Raw genomic sequence first — 20,292 nt, 5'->3', positions numbered from 1 at the left:
TGATACATTTACGATCGTGCTGGATGCCCAGCCTGCTACGGACGTAGTGATCGATTTGAGCAGTGACGATGCAGGCGCTGCGAGTGTGAGCGTCACCGTCTGGGCGTCACTCCAGTTTGCATTCGTGAAGGTCAGGCTTGTGGGGCTCACACTCGCAGCGCCTGCATCGTCACTGCTCAAATCGATCACTACGTCCGTAGCAGGCTGGGCATCCAGCACAATCGTAAATGTATCATTGCCTCCCTCGGTAATCGTGGAAGTCGACTTGCTCAACGTGTAGCCGGCAGTAATGTCATCATCTAAGTTCAACACTCCAATATTTGGAGTAGGAACTCCATCATAATCAGGAATACTTAGTCCTGATGTTGAAGTTGTTGCAGTTATGAAGTAAAACTGAGGTCCATCATCTAGTGCATCATCTACCGGGGTAACTGTCACTGTTTTTGCACCCATGTTACCCAATGAAAACGAGACAGAACTAGGTGAGACAGTTCCTTCTCCCGGATCGCTGGAAACAAAACTTACCGTGACAGTTCCTAAAGTCAATCCACCGGATAACTCAACAGTAAACGAATCATTTGCGCCACTTTCAGAAGTTAGGGTTCGACCACCAGACTCTGTAATTGTAACATGGGCAGAGGAAGCAAAATCTGAACAAGTACCTGAAGAACAAGTAAAATCACCTTGCCCACCATCCCAGGTATCAGTTTCAATGGTGTTACCAGTGTTATCTGAAGTAATCGTACCATTACTTGAATTGTCTATTTTAGACGCCCCATCGACAATTTCAATGGTGCTGGCATTGAACATTTCTAACTCTGAGGAAGGCTCACTCAATTTACCATCACCATTTACAACAGTAAGATTACCTCCATTTACAACCAGTTTCGAAGAAGCTTTGATATCAAATCCATCTGAAACAATTACGTTACTGTATATCTCTAAGACACCACCATCAATCTTTATTCCATTGGTAATGCCGTCAATATTTCCATAGAGGATTAATGTACCTCCAGTATTAATATCAATTTTGTCTGTAAGGGAAGTGATATCACCATAAATGGTCAGTGTAGCTCCAGGTTGAATTAAAATTCCATCAACCGTGGCAATGTCTTCATAAAGTACTGCGCATACTCCATCAGCAATTTCGATTCCATCCTCAGCATTGGCATCTGCGGTACCTCCACCACATGTGGGTATTTCGGTAGCCAATGATTGTCCTACCAACAACAGCAAGAAAACTGAAATTGCAGTACTCTTCAACATTAGGTTAGATGGTTGACGCTAACAGGGTTAAACCTAAGTTTACCTTTACTCACTATATACAAAGTAACACATCAAACTTTATCATTTGATAATAATTTCTACCAAACCCTAAACTTGTGTGATCAAAGGTGTTTATTGAGTACCTGCAAGCTGAAAAGCTGATAAACGGCAAGGGATAATCATCAGAAATACCCCCTTTTCTACTTTGAGGTCTTTCATTGTAAATAACTATTACCATCTCAATCATGAATTAATGAATAGCCATGATGATCCATAACTATGAATTCAATTCAAATGAAAACGTTTTTTTAGACAATTGCCAAATGTAGTAATTAACGTTTATTGAAATAAACATTATCAAATGATAATATTTTTCATTTACCTGACTTATGCCATTTACCAATTTTTAAAAAGAACGAATAAGCTGTAGTTGGAAGAAATAGGTGGAATAAATACTAAAACGGCATAAAAAAACAGTCTGTAGGGGAACTTTTTGCTACCTACCAATTATCTTTTTAACAAATGAGTAAAAGATTGGTAAAACAAATTATCACGGCTTTTTATCTAAGCCGTGATGCATATTATTAAAAGTGTAATGTTGCATCTCCAGATAGCGTATGAATAAAACTCTTAATCTAATCCCCTGATTCGAAGAATCATTCCGTTGAGGGAGTTATGGAACTCAATCCTAAAAAATCAGAGATAAAAATTTACTGAAGAGTGACCTAACATGGGATCATTGTACCCTTGAAAATCAGATACCTGAATTATTCCAAACCTAAGTACGTTATCTCTTTATCTGGGATGAATTCAACTCTATCAGGTAAACACTTCCTATTCTGTTGTCTCCATTGGGTGCTTAAAAAAACACAGTGAATTGTCTGTGGATTCAGGCTGCTATGTAAACACTGATCAATGAATTTAAAATGAAGTTGTACATCAAATACATGGTCAGTTTAAGATGCAAACTTATGGTGAAGGAAGAGTTGAAAAAACTGGGATTACACTATGTGATTGTTGATTTGGGAATGGTTGAGATCCTGGAAGATATTACGGATGAACAAAGGTATCAGCTAAAAGTAAACCTTAAAAAGTCAGGGCTGGAACTGCTTGACGATAAACGAAGTATTTTAATTGAGAAGGTAAAGAATATCATTATTGAAATGATCCATTATACCGACGAGCTACCTAAAGTCAATTATTCCGATTACATCAGCGAAAAATTAGGATACGATTATACCTATTTAGCCAACATCTTTTCGGAGGTCAAAGGCATCACCATACAGCAATTTATCATTATTCATAAAATAGAAAAAGTCAAAGAGTTGTTGATTTATGACGAGTTGAACCTAACACAGATATCCTATAAGCTACATTATAGCAGTGTAGCCCACCTATCTAATCAATTCAAAAAGATCACCGGCCTGACCCCTACATTTTACAAGCAATTGAAAAATAAACGGAAGGTTAACCTGGAAGACCTTTAGATCTACGAACTCTTTTAGCAATCCCAATGTCCGGAAGAACTAAAATTCAATTTGAAACAAGGCGCAACTGGCGACCTATAAAGTGGAGGTAACCAGAAGTTGAAGATTGCAAAAAGTAATTTCCTCGCGAAAGTTTTCAATTTAAAAAAATCCATCCAATTAACCTTTCGATCATCCAAACCTCTCTGAATCTTCGTTTTCCGGCCAACTTGGTGGTTATCATCCTAGTTTAGACCCGAAACTCACTTGGTGAATGGGGTTAAGAATTTCTGAATTGATAGGGACAGTTTAAACAAAAAAAGCCACTCAAAATTGAGTGGCTTTTATGCAGTCCGTAGGGAACTAATTTATCATTTGAATATCAATCAAGCAGTCCAAATAATTAAACAAGTGTAAGTGACTTTATGATCAACCTGGCGGTAGCGGGATTAGTGGCAAGTGGAATATTATGTACGTCGCAAATCCTCAATAGCATTTGAACATCGGGCTCATGCGGATGTTTATCCAAAGGATCACGAAAAAAAATAACAGCATCAATTTTCTTTTCGGCGGCAAGTGCAGCTATCTGGGCATCCCCGCCAAGCGGACCCGATAACAAGCGATTCACCTTGAGGCCGGCTTTCTCTACATGCAACCCGGTAGTTCCTGTTGAGGTCAAGTTTGCCTTGGATAACATTGAATTATGATCCAAAAGAAATTGAACCATCTCAGCTTTTTTACCATCATGTGCTATGATTGCTATCTCCATTATGACTTTAATTCTTTAATTAGATTGAAAGTATGCTCAACAAGCTGGGCTAAACCATCGTAATCGCTCGTGTTTATTATTTCTTTGGAAACCAGTTGAGAGCCCATTCCAACACAAATCACCCCCGCATCAAACCAGCTTTTGAGATTTTCTTTTTCAGGGGTGACTCCCCCGGTCGGCATTAACTTCAAGTGACCACACGGTCCTAATACCCCTTTGATAAACTTTGGACCGAGCACATCTGCAGGAAAAACCTTGAGCAATCCTGCTCCATATCTTTCAGCAGTAACTAGCTCTGTAAGTGTTCCACACCCGGGGACCCAGGCAATATTTTGTTTCTTGCAGAATTTAGCTGTCTCCAATTCTACGATTGGTGAAACAATGAAAGCTGCTCCAGCCTCGTAATATGCTTTGCATTGACTTACATTCAAGATAGAACCAATACCCAAAATCATTTCAGGATACTCGCTCTGATTATCAAGTAAATACTTGAAGACATGGATTGCTTCCTTACTTCTATTGGTAAACTCAAAAAGTCGGGCACCCCCCTGGTAACAGGCACGAACCACCTCTACGGCCACATCCTTATCCGAATGATTGAAAACAGGAATCATCGGTGATTCCTTTACCTTTTCCAGAAGCATTTCTTTGGTCAATTGCATCACTATCTTTTAAGTTTTCCTTGCATGTCACCTTGCATGTATGATTCTATTTCATCACTAGAGAAGAAATTAAAATCTCCTGATATCGTCATTTTTAAAACCGATGCTATAGCGGCATAGTTAATTGTGTAATCCAGATTCTTCTCTGTAATTAGTCCATAGATCAGACCTGCCATAAAAGCATCTCCTCCTCCGATTCGCTCAACAATAGAAGTAACATCCACAGACCTGGCATCATACATGCTACCCTCATGATAAAGTGCACCCCCAATCAAATTGTGATTAGTTGATTTCACTGTACGCAGTGTCATGGCTATGTGTTGGAGATTTGGAAACTCTCCTTTCAATACTTTATATGATGGTAATAAATCATCTGCTGAAGCATAGAATGGCTTGGTTGGAATAGATGTGCCTAACATTACATTGATTGAAGCCGGATCACCTAACAATACATCTGCATGCTTCACTATATCTGGCATCACCTCGTGAGGCTTTTTGCCGTATTTCCAAAGTTGATTTCTAAAGTTCAGGTCGACAGAAACCTTCAAACCCATCTCTTTTGCAATCGTTGTTGCCTCAATGCTTGCTTGAGCTGCGCTTTCACTAACCGCCGGCGAGATGCCTGAAATATGAAACCAGGAGCTTCCATCCAGTAGGTTTTTCCAGTCCAGCGATCCTTTCTGCAAAAGAGCAAAACTAGATCCGCTCCGATCATAGATTACTTTGCTTCCTCTGACTGCCGCCCCTTGCTCCAAAAAATAAAGGCCTAATCTACCTTCCTTAGTCTTTAAGACAGCTTCGGTATTCACCCCGTGTTTTCGAAATGTAGATAATGCCCCTTCTGAAATTTCATTGTCAGGAACAGCCGAAACAATGGATGATGGTACTCCCATTCGGGAAAGACTAACCGCCACATTGGCTTCCGAACCACCATAATGGGTTTGCAACTCATTCGCTTGTTGAAACAATTCGGCATTCTTAGTTGAGAGGCGTAATAGGATTTCACCAAAAGTGACAACCTTGGTATTCATGGGGTGTTGTTTTACTTCTGTGTAATTTATACACAGATTAATGAAAAAACAAATACATTTATGCCATTCACTTTTTGAGTTTATAAAGAGAGGGGCCTCCTTTCACCCCAACCTTTTTCTCTTTTGTATCCTCAAGAAGGTTCATCTGAAGTATTTTTTTTCTGAAATTCCTACGATCCAGATTTTCTCCCAGAATACTTTCATATAAGTCTTGAAGTTCTGTTAGCGTGAATCGATCGGGCAATAATTCGCCAAAAACCAGATGCTCTTTAAGATTTTCTTTTAACTTATTCAATGCGTCAGAAACGAGTATATCATGATCAAATCCCAGTTTGGGGAGTTCATCCAATTCGTACCATTTGATATCAGAAATGTAGTTTTTTGGTATGGTCGGATAGTTTTCAGGCTTTACAAGCGCGTAAAATGAAATCGATACGACCCTTTTAACGGGATGTCTATCTACGGCACTGTAGCAGGCCACCTGTTCCAAAGACATTTTTTTTATTCCGGTTAAATTTTCAAGGACATCATTTACAGATTGAGATAAGGTTTTACCCTCTCTCATCACTCCTCCGGGTACTACCCAGTGGTCTTTAAATGGTTCAATGGACCTTTTAACCAGGAGTATTTTCAACACATTATCCTGAAATCCGAACACGCAACATTCGACAGCAATGGTACACTCGTATGAGGTCGGTGAAACGGCGGTATCCATTGGGCCTGGCTTGGTCATGTTCTTTTTATTTACAGGGATTAATTCCTAAAAATAGGAAAAGCAATTCATCGGTTCTCCTACGAAATAAGATTGATCAAAATTTCACGCTCCAAACTTCACCAGGCTTTAAGGATTTGCTCATCTTTTTGCCACCTTTTGTCTGAATTTCGAGGGTTCCCGGGCGATCGCTCAACAAATGAATCAAGACTTGATCATGTCCAGTTTTAATAAAAAAATCTGCTGCTTCAAATGACTTAAGGGAAAGGTTATTATTGTTGACTTCTTTGACATTAAAAAGATAGATTTTATCATCTGAACCCAGACTTGTTGGGTTATCACCTCCTAATTCCCACCCTGAATCATTGACTTTCCAATTAGCTATTGAAAGATCTTCCGCTTCTTCATCCAATCGATTGCTGTAACCACAATACGGATAAATAATTGTGATAAAACTGAAGTCCTTTTTATCCTCTTTGGAAACCACGCTCCATTGCTTGCCTCTGGTTCCGTCACTGGTTAATTCATCGGAATCAGCCAGTTGAAATATGTCATGACCACAAGCATCTGACATGGTTGCACGAAGCAGGTTGGGTCCGTTTTCAAGTGTGTAATGGCCCTGCCAGACCTGTTTGTAGTCGTGAGGTTGATCTGATGAAAAATTGTCCTTGACGATCCAGAATGCATCTTTTACATAAATCACCTGACGGGTGTAGTCAACTCCAACATTTTCAAATCCATCGTGGCTACCAGCAAAAAAGTCAAAGTCACCATTAGTTTCCCAGGCTATCACTTCAGGATTGGGAAGGTCTAAAAATTTTCCAAATCCGCTTCCACCTTTATTGGAAGTATATTTCTTACCCTGTAGCACATCATCCACCAAAGCCACATTTTTTACCATTGAATTTTTAAAAAATTCAAAATCAGGCAGTGAATATCGCACCTGATAGTTTGGAAGGATGGCATGACCGTTGGCCATTGCCTGTACTCCCAGCATATCTCCATGTTGATGATCTGGCTTTTTGTCATCTAAACCGGCAGAAATAATCATCATTTTGTCATCTTCCTCCCACCCTTCACGCATGATGTAGTACCCCGTTTCCTCGAAGGCCAATGAACCATAAGAAGGTTTCTTAGACTCAATATCTTCTAACATTTTGACCTGATCGTTATTCAAAAACCAATAAATTCTGTCATCTACTTTATCTGTTGCGAAGTATCCAAATTCCGGATCTTCAAATAGCAGATATCCTAAAGTCATGGCTGCAGAAATATCATTTTTTTCACCCCACGGAATTTCGGTATCATCCTGAAGCACCGGGGCTGAACGATCAGGATAGGCTATTTTCACAAGTGTGGTAAAAAGTCCTCTGAGTTTTTCCTCCCACTCCGAATTCACTTTAATGGAGTTGATTTTGGCGAGCTGATACACATAATAATAGTTGTTGATGTCGCTCATATGATAGTGTACCGATCGCTCAAACTGAAAACCATCCTCATTGATTTCCTGATCCAGATGCTCACCTAACCTGAGCATAGAACGCTCGAGCCATTGATCTGTTCCCTTAAAATCTCTCAGCAAGATCGCCAGCATCGCTAGCGCTGACACACCTCTGGTCTGATGATTTCCTGCGCTAAACTGATCGTTATGCTCATAAAGATGTTGGCCGTGTTGTAAAAGTGTCGCGATGGTTGTCAGTTGGTCTTGATCTGAATATTCAGCCTCATTTAAGAACATATTGTGAATCCAGAGCCAATTAAGAATGCGGTATCCAGACCTAAATGCTTCATAAACTCCATTACCATCCTCAATGGTTTCATATTTATTAGCATGTAGAGCGGCATTCAGTGAGCGCATCTGATTTTCAAAATAGCGGATATACTTAGGGTCTTTTCCTGAATTGAAGTAATGCAAGGCAATGTCCACCATCTTGTGCTGACGAGCCAGGTGCCGCATGGCATAAGCGTTAACGGGCTCTCCATTCAGGTAGTTGAAGGGCATCACCCACTGGGTAGAATCATTGTATTTACTCATGTGATCCAGAGCTCCTCTTTTATGACCATTCTGGTTCGCATACAGGAGATTGTAATGCGGAAGACGATCATAAAAGGTATTGTAATCATAGAAAAATCGCTCTGAGAATTTATCACGGAAGTATTTTGCCAATTCAGACTGATCAGCACCATTCAGTTCTTTCCTAACCTCTTCCTTTAAATAATTCGTTAGATCACCTATTGGTAGCACCCTCTCTGACGGAATGGATTGAGCTACACCATGGCTTCTTAGAAGGATAGCAATTAGAATGATCAAGGTTGATTTAAATGTCATGATGCTAATAAGTTTAAGTTCTTGACCTGCGTGCACTAGAAAAATATAAATGCATTTAAGTCGTTTATTCAAGACAAATGTATTATTTTGTGTACTAAATACACAGTTTACTAAAATACTACATATGAATACTAAGAGCTTCCGTTTTAGAGATTGTTTGGAGGGATATGAGATGACCTGCCTTAGCAAATTCATATTGATTATTCTTATCCAACTTGCTTGTTGCTTTAATATCAATGCCCAAAACCCCAATTTAAGTCCTGGAGAAAATTTTGATCTTTCGAAATGGAAGGTTACGCTACCTGATCAAACAGAAGCAAGTGAAACACAATTAGTTAATGGATTTGAAAGCGAGAACGAATTCTATACTGACCCAACAACCGGTGCAATGGTTTTCAGATGTCCAAATGATGGAGAAACCGGCGGAAGTACTTATCCCAGAAGTGAACTACGGGAGATGCTTCGAGCTGGGAATACCAGTATCAGCACACAAGGAATAGGAAAAAATAACTGGGTGTTTTCCTCATCCAGTGTGGCCAACCAGGAAGCCTCTGGAGGCGTGGATGGAACAATGACAGCAACTGTTGCTGTGGATCACGTATCTACCACCGGAGAATCCAGTAAAGTGGGGAGGGTAATCATTGGGCAAATACATGCATCAGTAGATGAGCCTTGTCGATTGTACTATCGCAAACTACCTGGCAATTCCAAAGGCTCTATCTATTTCGCCCACGAACCGACTACCACTTCAGAACAATGGTATGAAATGATCGGAAGTCGAAGCAACAGCGCATCTGATCCATCAGACGGAATAGCACTTGGTGAACAATTCAGCTATGAAATTGATGTGGTAGGAAATACATTGACAGTAACTATCATGCGTGATGGCAAGGATGATGTTGTTCAAGTTGTGGACATGAGTGATAGTGGATTTGCTGATGACTGGATGTATTTCAAAGCTGGTAATTACAATCAGAACAATTCCGGTGATCCGGGAGATTATGCTCAGGTGTCCTTTTTTGCTTTGGATGTAACACATTCATCAGCAAATGAAGCACCTACCGTTAGCATTACCAGTCCGTCTGATAACGACACTTTTATTGAAAGTGAAGATATTGTGATTACTGCCACTGCATCCGATAGTGATGGTACTATTGCTAAAGTTGAGTTTTTTCAAGGAGCGACCAAGCTTGGTGAGGATGCCTCATCTCCCTACGCTTTTACCTGGGAAAATGTAGCCGCAGGCAACTACAGTCTCACTGCAGTCGCTACGGATGATAAGGGAGCCAACACTACTTCATCAGCAGTTGACATTATTATTAATTCCCAACCTACTGAATATGACGCGCCGTATGATATTCCACGATTTCAGGCATTCATGGCTGGATGTAAGTTGCAGGCACCTACCAGCTCCACCGTTGCTACATCATCAGATTTGATCAACGGCTATTCATCAGACAACTTTTATGTCGCAGATGGTGATAAAGTTGCCTTCAATCAGACCGGTACAAGTATGCGTACAGAGCTCAGGCATGAGGCCAACTGGATAATTTCAGAAGGTGACCGTTCCCTGCATGGACGTTTAAAAATTGTGGAGCAAACCTGTGATCAGGTGACGGTTGTACAAATTCATGATGATGCCAATGCAGGATCAGGACCAAACAAACCTCTTTTAAGAATTTACAAGCACCTGACGAAAACGCCCGTCAATCACCTTTGGGCCGCAGTAAAAACAGATGCCATTGGAGACAATACCACACATGTTGATTTAGGGGAGGCGCCTTCTGGCTATTTTGGGTTTGATGTTCGGTTGGTAGATGGCAATATGATCATTGAAATAGATGGGGATGAAAAGGCGAATATGGATGTTTCATATTGGACGTTCCCGAGCTATTGGAAAGCAGGCGTTTACCTTCAGGATGAAGGAGAAGCCACTGCTTATTTTGACGAATTGTACGAAGGAGATGGAACCCAAGTAAATCACTCACCTTCTGTTGGCATTACCTCCCCTACCAATGGCGAAAGCTTTGTGCCGGGGGATGATATTACTATCAATGTAGATGCTTTCGATACAGATGGTACCATCACTTTAGTTGAGTTTTTTCAAGGGAATGTTAAGCTTGGCGAAGATGCTACCGAGCCGTATTCTTTTACTTGGAACAGCGTCCCGGCTGGTGATTATACGCTTACTGCTGTAGCCACTGATAACGAAGGGGCCACCACAAAATCTTTAGGAGTTGATATTTCTTTAGGTATTCAATATGATTTAACGACTTCTGTGACTGGCGAAGGAATCATAACACTAAATCCATCAGGCGGATCATACGCTGAAAATACTGTGGTTAGTTTGACCGCAACACCCTCTGCCGGATACCAATTCGATGGATGGGCTGGTGATTTATCAGGCAGGCAAAATCCTATAAGTATCACCATGGATGCGGACAAAAATGTAACCGCAACCTTTGTGCCTATCTATACCCTCACAACATCGGTCAATGGCGAGGGCTCCATTTCTATAAATCCATCTGGAGGAGCATATAAAGAAGGGACAGTTATTACACTTACTGCTATTCCTGATTCAGGGAATCAATTTGAGAGCTGGAGTGTAGATGCGTCAGGAACGGAAAGTCAAATCACCGTGACAATGAATTCAAACAAGTCTGTTACTGCCAATTTCGGTATTGCGCTATCCATAGATGATGCTTTTTCCAAAAATGGGCTTAGCGTTTTCCCCAATCCACTCAGCACCAAGGCAACCATCGAATATGCATTGTCTGCTCCCTCACACGTAGCATTGAATGTATTTGATATAAACGGAAGGAAGGTTGATGAGCTGATCAATGGTGTTCAAAGTCAAGGAAATCATACGATAGATTGGACGCCAAAGAAAGATTTGCAAGACGGGCTTTATTTCGTCAAGTTGAGGATCGGGAATGAAACAAAATCTTTGAAAATTCTGCTTGATCGTTAATTGATTGGTGAGGTTAGCAGCACACCCTCTGCCATGTACAAATCATCGTACATTAAACCTCCATTCCCATATGGATCATTTACCGGACCGGTGTTGCAAGTAGACTGAAAATACAGAAGAGGCTGTTCTCTTTTCATTCGAAAATCAGCACCCTCATAGACTTTTTGTTGTACAGGAAATTCATCACCTCCCTTAATGTAGACATCATACTTCTGGCCTCCTTCAGCCAGAACTCGATTGTCCGCTACACACCAAATCTCGTACCAAGCGTCAGGCTCCATTGGTTTCGCCTTTCGATCTTCAGTAAAATTGAAAATGTGATCGTACCAGGGATCTTTATTTACCATTAATGTTCCATCATTTTTCTCGGGTAGCTGCCGATCGTTCCTATCGGTCACTCTTAAAGAAGGTTCGAATCCATCGTACACATTTTCAAGTATCGCTTTTGGATCTGCACTACCCCATCCCAAAACATGATTATTAGGGAAATATTCAACCCTTAGCCTTACATAAAAAGTGAATATTTCTCCAACAGGAACATCTACAGGAAGTCGTTTAAGACTGACCGCTTTTCGATTCCCCACAACTCCGTCAGCAGCTGGCTTTTTCAACAGATAGCTATTCCCATTTTCGCTTCGAACTTCTGTTACTTGAGGATTTTCTACTCTGGGGTTGGTTTCATTCTGGGGGTCTGCAAGCGTCCAACTTTTCAATGGATTATTGGATTCAAAATCATCGATCTTTATCCAGCCGGAATCGGTCTGACAGTGGGTGCCCATGGCTGACATTAGAAGAATGAGGAAAAGTTGGTTTTTCAGCGTTTTCATAAGGAGATTGGGATCATTTAGTCAAATTTCAAATCAAGACCATCCAATAGGCAATACTCTAATAGACCAGTCTTTTCAGATTCCGAAACATCTTGCGTTGAAAGCTGGGTCAATGCCTCTTCAAGCAATTGCTCATAATTCTCATCTTTGAAATGGGCATGAAAATCATACAGTATAGGTATTAGATGAACGATTTTATTGTCCTCTTTAGAAGGATGTATCCATTCTTTTCCATCAATGACCGGAGTTAAATAACCTACTGCGAGCGGTAGACTTTTTCCTGAGACAGATTTATACTGCCATAAATCAATCCCTAACCGATCACCTATTTGCGCCAACATTATCAACGGTTCCAGATTAAAACAGCTATAAAAAAACGATCGTGTCCGTTCGATTTCATGTAGCTGTCTACCTTCATCATCCAACTGATATTCTAAACTTTCCCTAGCTTGATAGATCATTTTTTCAGCCATGGATTGCTGACCAACAAACAGTGAAACAACAGCTACATGAATTCGATACCACGAGCCATGATTGTTGACTTGTTTAGCTCCCTCCCTTCCCAAATCACTTTCTGTAAGCCAGGTTAAGTAGTTTGTAAACCATTCCTTCATTCCATTTTCAAGTGATTGAGTCCAGTGCGATGAGTGTCTTAAGATGGATATGGCATCAGGTATGGTCAACGTAATCAATCGTCCATCCAGAATTCCTGATCTTCGTCCTTTGAGATTCCCGGGTACACTTTGGCTATATTCCAAATGAGGATTCATTCGTGTTTCTTCGACTAAAAACCAGGTATTGAGCATGCTAATCGCTTTCTGTGCGTATTGCTCTCCCTCTGTGAAATAATAAGCCAAACTCAGGTACTTCACACCGGTAGTCATCAAACCCAGCCGATTCCGATCCACTGCGTCTGTTTGAGTCTCCGGATTCGTAATGCCATCTTTCCTGATCCACGGAAGGCCGTCCTCTTTCTCAGGATCAGGCCACCAATATCTGCTAATGCTCAAATAGTCGTGTTTATCACCACTCGGAGGATCAATCGTTTTATCTACTACCGTTGGATTTTCTATTTCCAACAGGTTATCCGCCTGCGAGAGCAACATTTGATACGCGCTTTGTGCACATGGCGAAGCAGAACCTGATTTAAGATTTCGCTTTACTGCATCGAGTTGCTCTGAGTCATAAAGGATAAAAGCATCATGATTTTGCCCTGTAGATGAGAAAAAGAATAGGAGCAAAAAAATGAAATGATAGAAATTCATTTGAACGCCATTAGTACATCAGCTTAAGTGGAAGATTCTGCTCAGTAATGATTTGGCCTGAGTTCTCAATGGTGTTGCTAGCATGAGAATTGTTCTTCGCTCCCCATAGTCTGGCGATAAGCTTCACACCATTATTTCTGAATGTATTCTCAGAAATATCCACATTGATAATACCATAGGTGTTTAATAGAATGCCATTTTCTTCTTCTGAACCACAGTTGGTAAAAGACGATCCCTGAATTACAAGATTCCCACCTACGGTAGATTCATCATATCCACCGCGGTAATAGTCTATCACATTCTTATCTACTCTATCAAATTGTGTATCCAAAATGTAAATGTTCTCAGCATTATACTCTCCCCGATCATCGTCTTCCGATGAAAGCTCTAATCCATTCTTGCAGTTTTGAATGATGGACGACTTGATCTTAATGTATTCTGAAAAGGAATATTTGTATGCCTTCAGGACATATTTAAAATTTGTAATTTCAGAATCTACCACCTTCAAATTGTAAAGGCTGGACATATTTCCCTTTAAGCTGGCAAAAGCATAATTCTCACTGTTCCCGGATAGTTTGATTGATTTCAAGACAAGCTCACCATTTGGATTCATTTCAAAAGCTGGTGTTTCTGAAGCACCTAAATAGTTGATCGTTGATTTGTTGGTTGAGTCAGCCGATTGAATGACTATTTTTTTATCAATTTTCAAGGAAGAGCCAACATCATAATTAGAGGCTGTAAGCTCAATGATATCTCCATCAGAAGCGCTAGCCACAGCTTGAATCAGCTCATCTGCATTTCCTGCTTTATGTATTTGCGATTCTACATCTTTCGAATTTGTGTCAAACCATACCGGACCATATTTCGATAAATCCATGATGTCTGGTGCATTTGTACCTGCCGTGGCACCAACCCTGTTATTCTCATCTCTAGTGTTTCCAAATAAATCCTTCTCGATCTGATCAAAATCAAACCCCTGATAAACCTCTACATCACTCAGACTAGTAGGCACCCAAATATTTGGTACTAATTCGGTCATCGTAAAATCTTTTTCAATAAGTCCGTCAACACCTCTAAACGCTATGCCTTGATTATTGATGACATTACTTTTAAAGTCAATTCCATCAATCGAATCGTGCCGAATAATTGGCTGCTTATCTCCTTCCTCATTATAAATGACATTATTGGCTATCAGTGTTCGCTCCGGCGTTTCAGATCTGATCTCAGAAGGTGGAAGCACCTCTTTTTGATCTATGTTGGATCCCACACCAAACTGCCAGGGTGATTTACAATTCACCCAGGTATTGTAGGCCACCACTACATCGGTCACCTGTATGTACCGGTTAAGCGGTGATTTTGGAATGCCATTCATGACAGCCAAAGGAGCTCTGAATATCTCTCCTCTCAGATTATAGAAGTAATTGTTGGTTACCCAATGACCTGTTCCGATCAACCGAATGCCGCCAATATGTGGTGAATTATCATCTCCGATGAAATAATTTCCATCTACTGTGCAGTAATTTCCATGCCGGGTAACCAGGGAACCCTCACTTTTGTAGAAAACATTGTTTCTGAATTCGTTGAAATTGGATTTACTGGAAATCACTTCTACTTCGCCATTGCATCTGTCAAAAAGATTATTATACACCTGTGTATAACTTGGTGTCATGGATGTGCTACTATTCCCTATTTGTATGGTTTCCGCACTTGGACCTCCTTTCGGTGGTCGTGGACCAAAATGATTGTTGTTGATTCTATGGTAGTTTTTGATGCTTTCATTTCCTTCCAAATCCACCCGTATGGTCGGTCCTCTGTTTGATTTTCCAGCGAGATAACAATGATCCAATTGATTATTTCTGCCTTTGAATCTCACCCATAAATCCTGCATGTTTCGCTGAGGTTTGTTGAAGTTCTCAATCACACAGTTGGTTACACGGCTATTATTAGCCAGATTTTTTGAATCAATAAAAAATTGAATTACAGCATCTGAAGGCGAAGCTCCATTGGTGAAGTAAAGTCCAGCCACTACCAGGTATTCACCAGCCAGTTTTAAGTCAGATTGACCCTGGATCAGAACCTTACCAGGAGTTTCTGCTCGAAGGGTGATCGGCGCATCCTTGGTCCCTATTCCTTCGAATCGAATTTGCACATCGTTCCATTCCCCGTCTGCCATTACAATTTCAGTACCAGGGGTAGCATTGATTATGGCCTCAGCTAGCTCGTCCGCATTAGTGACATTTATGCTTGTTCCAGTATTGTCAGTTTGACAACCAATCCAAAAGCAAGTAAGAATTACTAAGATGAATGACTTTTTCATGTAATGATTCTATTTAGGAGATATTCCAGATCCAACCGTTGACGCACTAAACCATACTTCTGTATAACTACCGTTGGCATATTGTTGCGCTACATCTCCATTGTACGTGTTTGATCCTGTGCTCCAAACCATGTTAGTTTCAGGGTCTCTTCCATTAGTTTGATTGTAGGCGCCCTGCTTGAAAAACTGCAACTCCCCTTCGTAGGCGTTTACTCTTTCAACACCATCTTGTCCAATCGGCACAAACAAACTCATTGTCTGCTCAGGAATATCCTCCCTGGTTTGATAGTCAGAAACTAACAGATTTTTGGTGAACGTTTTTGTTTCATGCCCTTCACTCTCAAATGTCAGGTACATGATCCCATCAAAGACATTCACCTCATAGCTAAACACCTCTCCAAGCTCAATTCCATCTTCTGGTTCTGGTGGATAAGATGCTGAATCCGTTCCTACCACTGACATATCATGTCCCCACACAGCCGTTGAAAAATCCCATCTGCCCGAGTTATCATCGCCTTCGGTATTGATTTCATAGTTCCAAAAAACTGATCCTTTTGTGTGCCCGGGAAACTTTTTATAGAAGATTTTTAGAGGCTCGTTTTCATGTCCATCACCGCTGTGGATCTGACCTACTACTACAGAATGGGAAGCTGCTACCCTCGCGTCTCCTGATGTAGAAACATGCATCACTTTTAATGTGCCAGTAAGCTTGCCACCTTCTCGTGGAGTCCATCGCTTCTTTTGACCAAACTCCGTTCTCGTATTATGAGAGTTGGGGGATGTGATACCGCCATTGGGTGCTTTAAATACCACCCAATCAGTACCATCATTTGTAGAATAGAAATAGTCTTTATGCTCGTAATTCAAAAGCGTATCCGGATGCTCACCATTGCCCAACATCAGTCTCCAGGCATCCATAGAAAAAACGTCACTCGGGTATTGAGCAACAATTTTTGTCTGTTGGTTTTCATCCTGCTCAGCCTTACCTGAGTTACTTCCACAAGCACTTATTACAGCTAGGAGAAAAAGTCCAATTATCTTATGCATAAAATTCTTGTTAATCATTTTTAATAAAATAGCCCTCATTCGAAATGGCGGAATCGCTTACTTGAATACTAGCTTCCTTGAACCATACCTCAGCATAGTTTCCGGTTTCATACTGTTTTTGAATATCTCCACCATAGGTTTCAGCACCGGAACACCAGATTTGGTTCACTTCAGGAGATTTACCATTCGTTTGGTTGTAGCAACCTAATTTGAAGAAGAGGCCTTCATCAGCATATGCTTCTGGTCGTTCCACTCCGCCTTGCCCTATTGGCACAAACAGATTCTGCGTTTGCTCTGGAATATCCTCCGTTGTAGTGTATGCTGATTCGATCAGGTTTTTAGTGAATGTCTTAGTTTCATGTCCTTCACTTTCAAAGGTCAGGTACATCATCCCATCTTTCACTTCGATTTCATAGCTAAAGATTTCTCCTAGTTCAATGCCGTCCTCCGGTTCTTCCGGATAGGTGTTTGCATCACTTCCAACTACTGAAAAATCATGCCCCCAAACGGCTGTTGAATAGTCCCATCTTCCGGAATTATCATCCCCTTCAGTGTTGATTTCATAATGCCAGAAAACAGATCCTTTGGTGTGACCAGGAAATTTCTTGAAGAAAATTTTCAGCGGTTCATTCTCATGGCCATCCGCACTGTGAATCTGGCCTACCACTACTGAATGAGTCGCAGCGACACGAGCATCCCCTGTAGCTGAAACATTCATTACTTTGAGGGTGGCAGTCAATTTCGCATTGGTCATCGGAGACCACTTTTTTAGCTGGGCCAACTCCGTTCTGGTATTATTAGAAGTGCCATGTGTGTCCCCGGAGTTTGGTGCTTTGAATACCACCCAATCTCCAGCTTCATCACTGGCTGTGAAAAAGAAATTCTCATGCTCAAAGTCGATGGCTGGACCAGCATTTGATCCATCTCCTAAAATCAGATTCCAATGATCGAAGAATGGAATAACATTGCTGGCATACACTTTCTCCTCAGCCTCATTTTCTTCTGCTTTTTTTGATGGTGCAGAGCAGTTCATCATTGTGAGGAATATGCTGCAGCTAAAGAGTGTTGATATAAGTCTGCTGTTTATTTTCATAACAATTTACGACGGATCAAAAAAGGGAGTCATTGAATACATAGATTCATAGCCTCCCTGAAATATTCATCAGCTCTTTTACAATTATATTCCTAATGCCTGTCCTCCACCAATTTGGATCGTCTCTGCGGTGATGAACGAAGCATCCCTGCCAGCAAGAAATGAGACAACAGAAGCAACTTCTTCTGGTTGCCCGAGTCTTCCCAACAAGATGTTATTCTTCCACGACGCAAAAACTTCAGGCTTGGTAGACTTGATTTGAGCATGGAAAGGAGTATCAATCGTTCCAGGAGAAACTGCATTCACTCGGATTCCATATTCTGCTAAGTCTTTTGCTAAAGCTCTTGTAATCGCATGAACTCCAGCTTTCGATGTGCCGTATATTCCAGCTCCCGGCCCCCCGGCATTCCATCCTGCATTTGAGGTATAATTAATGATCGTTGGATCTTCTCCTTTCTTAAGATATGGAATAGCAGCTCTTGACATGAAGAATACTGAGTCAAGATTAAGAGCCATGACTTTTCTATAAAATTCAGTAGTCATTTCTTCGAATCGTGATCTGCCACCAAGTCCTCCTGCGTTGTTTACAACCACATCGATTTTGCCATACTTATCGCCAATGGCTTTGATATTTTTATTTACTTCATCTTCATTGGTAACATCAAAACCGTAATATTCAGCTGTAATTCCTTCTTTGGAAAGTTCTGCCACTCGCTCTGCGCCTACCTCATCTTCTATTCCATTTAAAATCACAGTATACCCATCATGTCCCAGCCTTTTGGCTACCTCAAATCCAATCCCTCCGGTTGCTCCTGTTACTACTGCTACTTTATTTTCAGATTTATTTTTCATTTTCTATTCGTTTAAAATTTTATCTAGCCAATAGGCTTAATTTCTTTAGCAAAAAAGTTTATTGATAAGTACCCCAGAGGCACAAAGACTGCAATCATGATGAAGATCGGCGTATAGGAATAGTTGTCTGTTATTACTGGCACCAGAAAGTTCATGATGATCACTGAAAAGATTCCAACCGTACCTCCAAGTCCAGCTAGTGAGCCAACCGACTTTCCACTAAATAAATCACTTGGAATGGTTTGAATATTTGAGATTACAAACTGGAAGCCGTAAAGAACCACAGCTACAATGCCGACAAATTTCTCAGGAGTGTTTCCATAGAGAATCGTGGCGGCCATTCCTACAAACATGATGACACAACCAACAAGTATTGTCTTCTTTCGAGCCTGATCAACAGAAGCGCCTTTGATCATGAGTCTGCCGGAATAATATCCACCGGATAAACTTCCGATCGCAGCACCTACATAAGGCACCCAGGCAAAGAAGCCAATTTCCTTTACATTGAATCCATAGACGTCTGCCAGGTAAATTGGCATCCAGCCAACAAATAGCCACCAGATTGGCTCAACAAAAAATCTTGAGGCCAATACCGCCCATGATTCACGATGAGACAAAATCTGCATCATACTTAGACCAGGTTTTTCAGCATCTTCTTTCTTTTGCTCGATCCCTGCCATAATGAAATTCCGCTCCTCTTCCGTGATCCAGGTATGTTTTGATGGTAATGCTTTGTTGAATATAAGCCATGGGATTACCCATAATATTCCCAGCATCCCAAGGAGGACAAATGTCATCTCCCATCCGATGGCTACCCAAACGACAGCAATAAGTGGTGGAGCTACTATCGAACCCATTGCAGCTCCAGAATTAAAAATTCCCTGCGCCAATGCACGTTCTTTTGATGGAAACCACTCGGCATTACTTTTTACTGCCCCCGGCCAGTTTCCCGCTTCGCCTAAGCCAAGCAATACTCTAAAAACACTGAATGAGAGAACTCCTCGTGCGAGAGCATGAAGTGCTGTTGCCAATCCCCAAACGGTAATAGAGACAACAAAACCTAGCTTTGTTCCAATCTTATCAAACATCTTCCCGGACACAGATTGTCCCACTGCATAAGCAACTAGAAAAATGTTCAGGATAAGTGCATAATCATTTTTATCCATACCCAGATCACTAGAGATATCCGGCCACATGATGGCCAGTGCTGATCTGTCAATGTAATTGATGATTGTTGCCAGACATACCAGTCCGATAATCCACCATCTAAGTCCTCGTACTTTCATTTGGGTTAGGGTTAGTTTTTAATTTTTATCACCAAAATATGATGGACCCTCTCCGCTAAGAAAATCCTCTCTTACCGGACTAAAGGTATCAATCAGTTTGCCGGGCTCCAGACAAACAGCACTATGTACAAGATTGGGCTCGATGTATACACCATCTCCTGCCTTGACTATTTGCTTTTCCCCATCAATCTCAAACTCAAATTTTCCCTCTACACAGTAAGTGGCTTGTGTATGAAAATGACTATGTGGCGAACCGACAGCTCCCTTTTCAAACTTCACCAGCACCATCATGATCTGGTTGTCATACCCTAGCATTTTTCGTGATACTCCCCCTCCCAATTCTTCCCAGTCAAGGTTTTCTGTCAAAATGTATTTATTGCTTCTTCTATTCATTTTAGA

The 20,292-nt window shown here is 41.0% G+C and carries 16 protein-coding genes and 1 pseudogene; 3 read left to right on the top strand and 14 right to left on the bottom strand.

The window, feature by feature from the left end; genetic code table 11:
* Positions 1-1,266 (bottom strand): hypothetical protein (locus tag ACEQZT_RS05455; protein ID WP_370088019.1); only part of this gene is annotated, 1,266 nt, incomplete at its 3' end.
* Positions 1,267-2,192: 926 nt separating this feature from the next.
* On the opposite strand from ACEQZT_RS05455, the gene ACEQZT_RS05450 reads away from it, so the two are divergent.
* Positions 2,193-2,753, top strand: coding sequence for a helix-turn-helix domain-containing protein (locus tag ACEQZT_RS05450; RefSeq protein WP_370088017.1), 561 nt, complete (start codon positions 2,193-2,195; stop codon positions 2,751-2,753).
* Between the two features lie 382 nt (positions 2,754-3,135).
* Here ACEQZT_RS05450 and ACEQZT_RS05445 read toward each other — a convergent pair whose 3' ends face one another.
* From ACEQZT_RS05445 to ACEQZT_RS05425, 5 genes are all read right to left on the bottom strand, one after another.
* On the bottom strand, positions 3,136-3,501 hold the full coding sequence (locus ACEQZT_RS05445) for a methylglyoxal synthase (RefSeq protein WP_370088015.1): 366 nt from the start codon (positions 3,499-3,501) through the stop codon (positions 3,136-3,138).
* Positions 3,501-4,163, bottom strand: coding sequence for a bifunctional 4-hydroxy-2-oxoglutarate aldolase/2-dehydro-3-deoxy-phosphogluconate aldolase (eda, locus tag ACEQZT_RS05440; RefSeq protein ID WP_370088013.1), 663 nt, complete (start codon positions 4,161-4,163; stop codon positions 3,501-3,503). The genes ACEQZT_RS05445 and eda overlap by 1 nt, the downstream gene beginning before the upstream one ends.
* A gap of 2 nt (positions 4,164-4,165) precedes the next feature.
* On the bottom strand, positions 4,166-5,194 hold the full coding sequence (locus tag ACEQZT_RS05435) for a PfkB family carbohydrate kinase (protein WP_370088011.1): 1,029 nt from the start codon (positions 5,192-5,194) through the stop codon (positions 4,166-4,168).
* A gap of 67 nt (positions 5,195-5,261) precedes the next feature.
* Positions 5,262-5,927 carry an NUDIX domain-containing protein gene (locus ACEQZT_RS05430; RefSeq protein ID WP_370088009.1) on the bottom strand — a complete coding sequence of 222 codons (666 nt, stop codon included), beginning with the start codon at positions 5,925-5,927 and terminating at the stop codon, positions 5,262-5,264.
* 76 nt (positions 5,928-6,003) lie between these two features.
* Positions 6,004-8,235: a heparinase II/III family protein gene (locus ACEQZT_RS05425; protein WP_370088007.1), complete on the bottom strand. Its 2,232-nt coding sequence runs from the start codon at positions 8,233-8,235 to the stop codon at positions 6,004-6,006.
* 49 nt (positions 8,236-8,284) lie between these two features.
* Here ACEQZT_RS05425 and ACEQZT_RS05420 point away from each other — a divergent pair.
* Positions 8,285-9,262, top strand: a pseudogene (locus ACEQZT_RS05420) (polysaccharide lyase family 7 protein); the annotation flags it as partial.
* 90 nt (positions 9,263-9,352) lie between these two features.
* The gene (locus ACEQZT_RS05415; RefSeq protein ID WP_370088027.1) at positions 9,353-11,206 is read left to right on the top strand and encodes an Ig-like domain-containing protein; all 1,854 of its coding nucleotides are present in this window, start codon (positions 9,353-9,355) and stop codon (positions 11,204-11,206) included.
* Here the strand turns inward: ACEQZT_RS05415 and ACEQZT_RS05410 are convergent.
* From ACEQZT_RS05410 to ACEQZT_RS05375, 8 genes are all read right to left on the bottom strand, one after another.
* The gene (locus ACEQZT_RS05410; protein ID WP_370088005.1) at positions 11,203-12,033 is read right to left on the bottom strand and encodes a hypothetical protein; all 831 of its coding nucleotides are present in this window, start codon (positions 12,031-12,033) and stop codon (positions 11,203-11,205) included. The genes ACEQZT_RS05415 and ACEQZT_RS05410 overlap by 4 nt on opposite strands.
* Positions 12,034-12,050: 17 nt before the next feature.
* The gene (locus tag ACEQZT_RS05405; protein WP_370088003.1) at positions 12,051-13,298 is read right to left on the bottom strand and encodes an alginate lyase family protein; all 1,248 of its coding nucleotides are present in this window, start codon (positions 13,296-13,298) and stop codon (positions 12,051-12,053) included.
* Positions 13,299-13,308: 10 nt separating this feature from the next.
* A complete protein-coding gene (locus tag ACEQZT_RS05400; RefSeq protein WP_370088001.1) occupies positions 13,309-15,615 on the bottom strand; it encodes a chondroitinase-B domain-containing protein in 2,307 nt (768 codons plus the stop codon).
* A 9-nt stretch (positions 15,616-15,624) separates the two neighbouring features.
* Complete coding sequence (locus ACEQZT_RS05395; protein ID WP_370087999.1) at positions 15,625-16,662, bottom strand: polysaccharide lyase family 7 protein; 1,038 nt, start codon at positions 16,660-16,662, stop codon at positions 15,625-15,627.
* A 10-nt stretch (positions 16,663-16,672) separates the two neighbouring features.
* Positions 16,673-17,755: a polysaccharide lyase family 7 protein gene (locus tag ACEQZT_RS05390; RefSeq protein ID WP_370087997.1), complete on the bottom strand. Its 1,083-nt coding sequence runs from the start codon at positions 17,753-17,755 to the stop codon at positions 16,673-16,675.
* An 84-nt stretch (positions 17,756-17,839) separates the two neighbouring features.
* Positions 17,840-18,607: an SDR family NAD(P)-dependent oxidoreductase gene (locus ACEQZT_RS05385; RefSeq protein WP_370087995.1), complete on the bottom strand. Its 768-nt coding sequence runs from the start codon at positions 18,605-18,607 to the stop codon at positions 17,840-17,842.
* Positions 18,608-18,630: 23 nt separating this feature from the next.
* The gene (locus ACEQZT_RS05380; RefSeq protein ID WP_370087993.1) at positions 18,631-19,893 is read right to left on the bottom strand and encodes an MFS transporter; all 1,263 of its coding nucleotides are present in this window, start codon (positions 19,891-19,893) and stop codon (positions 18,631-18,633) included.
* 18 nt (positions 19,894-19,911) lie between these two features.
* Positions 19,912-20,286 carry a cupin domain-containing protein gene (locus ACEQZT_RS05375; RefSeq protein ID WP_370087991.1) on the bottom strand — a complete coding sequence of 125 codons (375 nt, stop codon included), beginning with the start codon at positions 20,284-20,286 and terminating at the stop codon, positions 19,912-19,914.
* Positions 20,287-20,292 lie beyond the last annotated feature (6 nt).

This window comes from Ekhidna sp. (assembly GCF_964218185.1).
Lineage (GTDB): Bacteria > Bacteroidota > Bacteroidia > Cytophagales > Cyclobacteriaceae > Ekhidna.
This window is presented reverse-complemented; position numbering and strand designations above follow the sequence as displayed.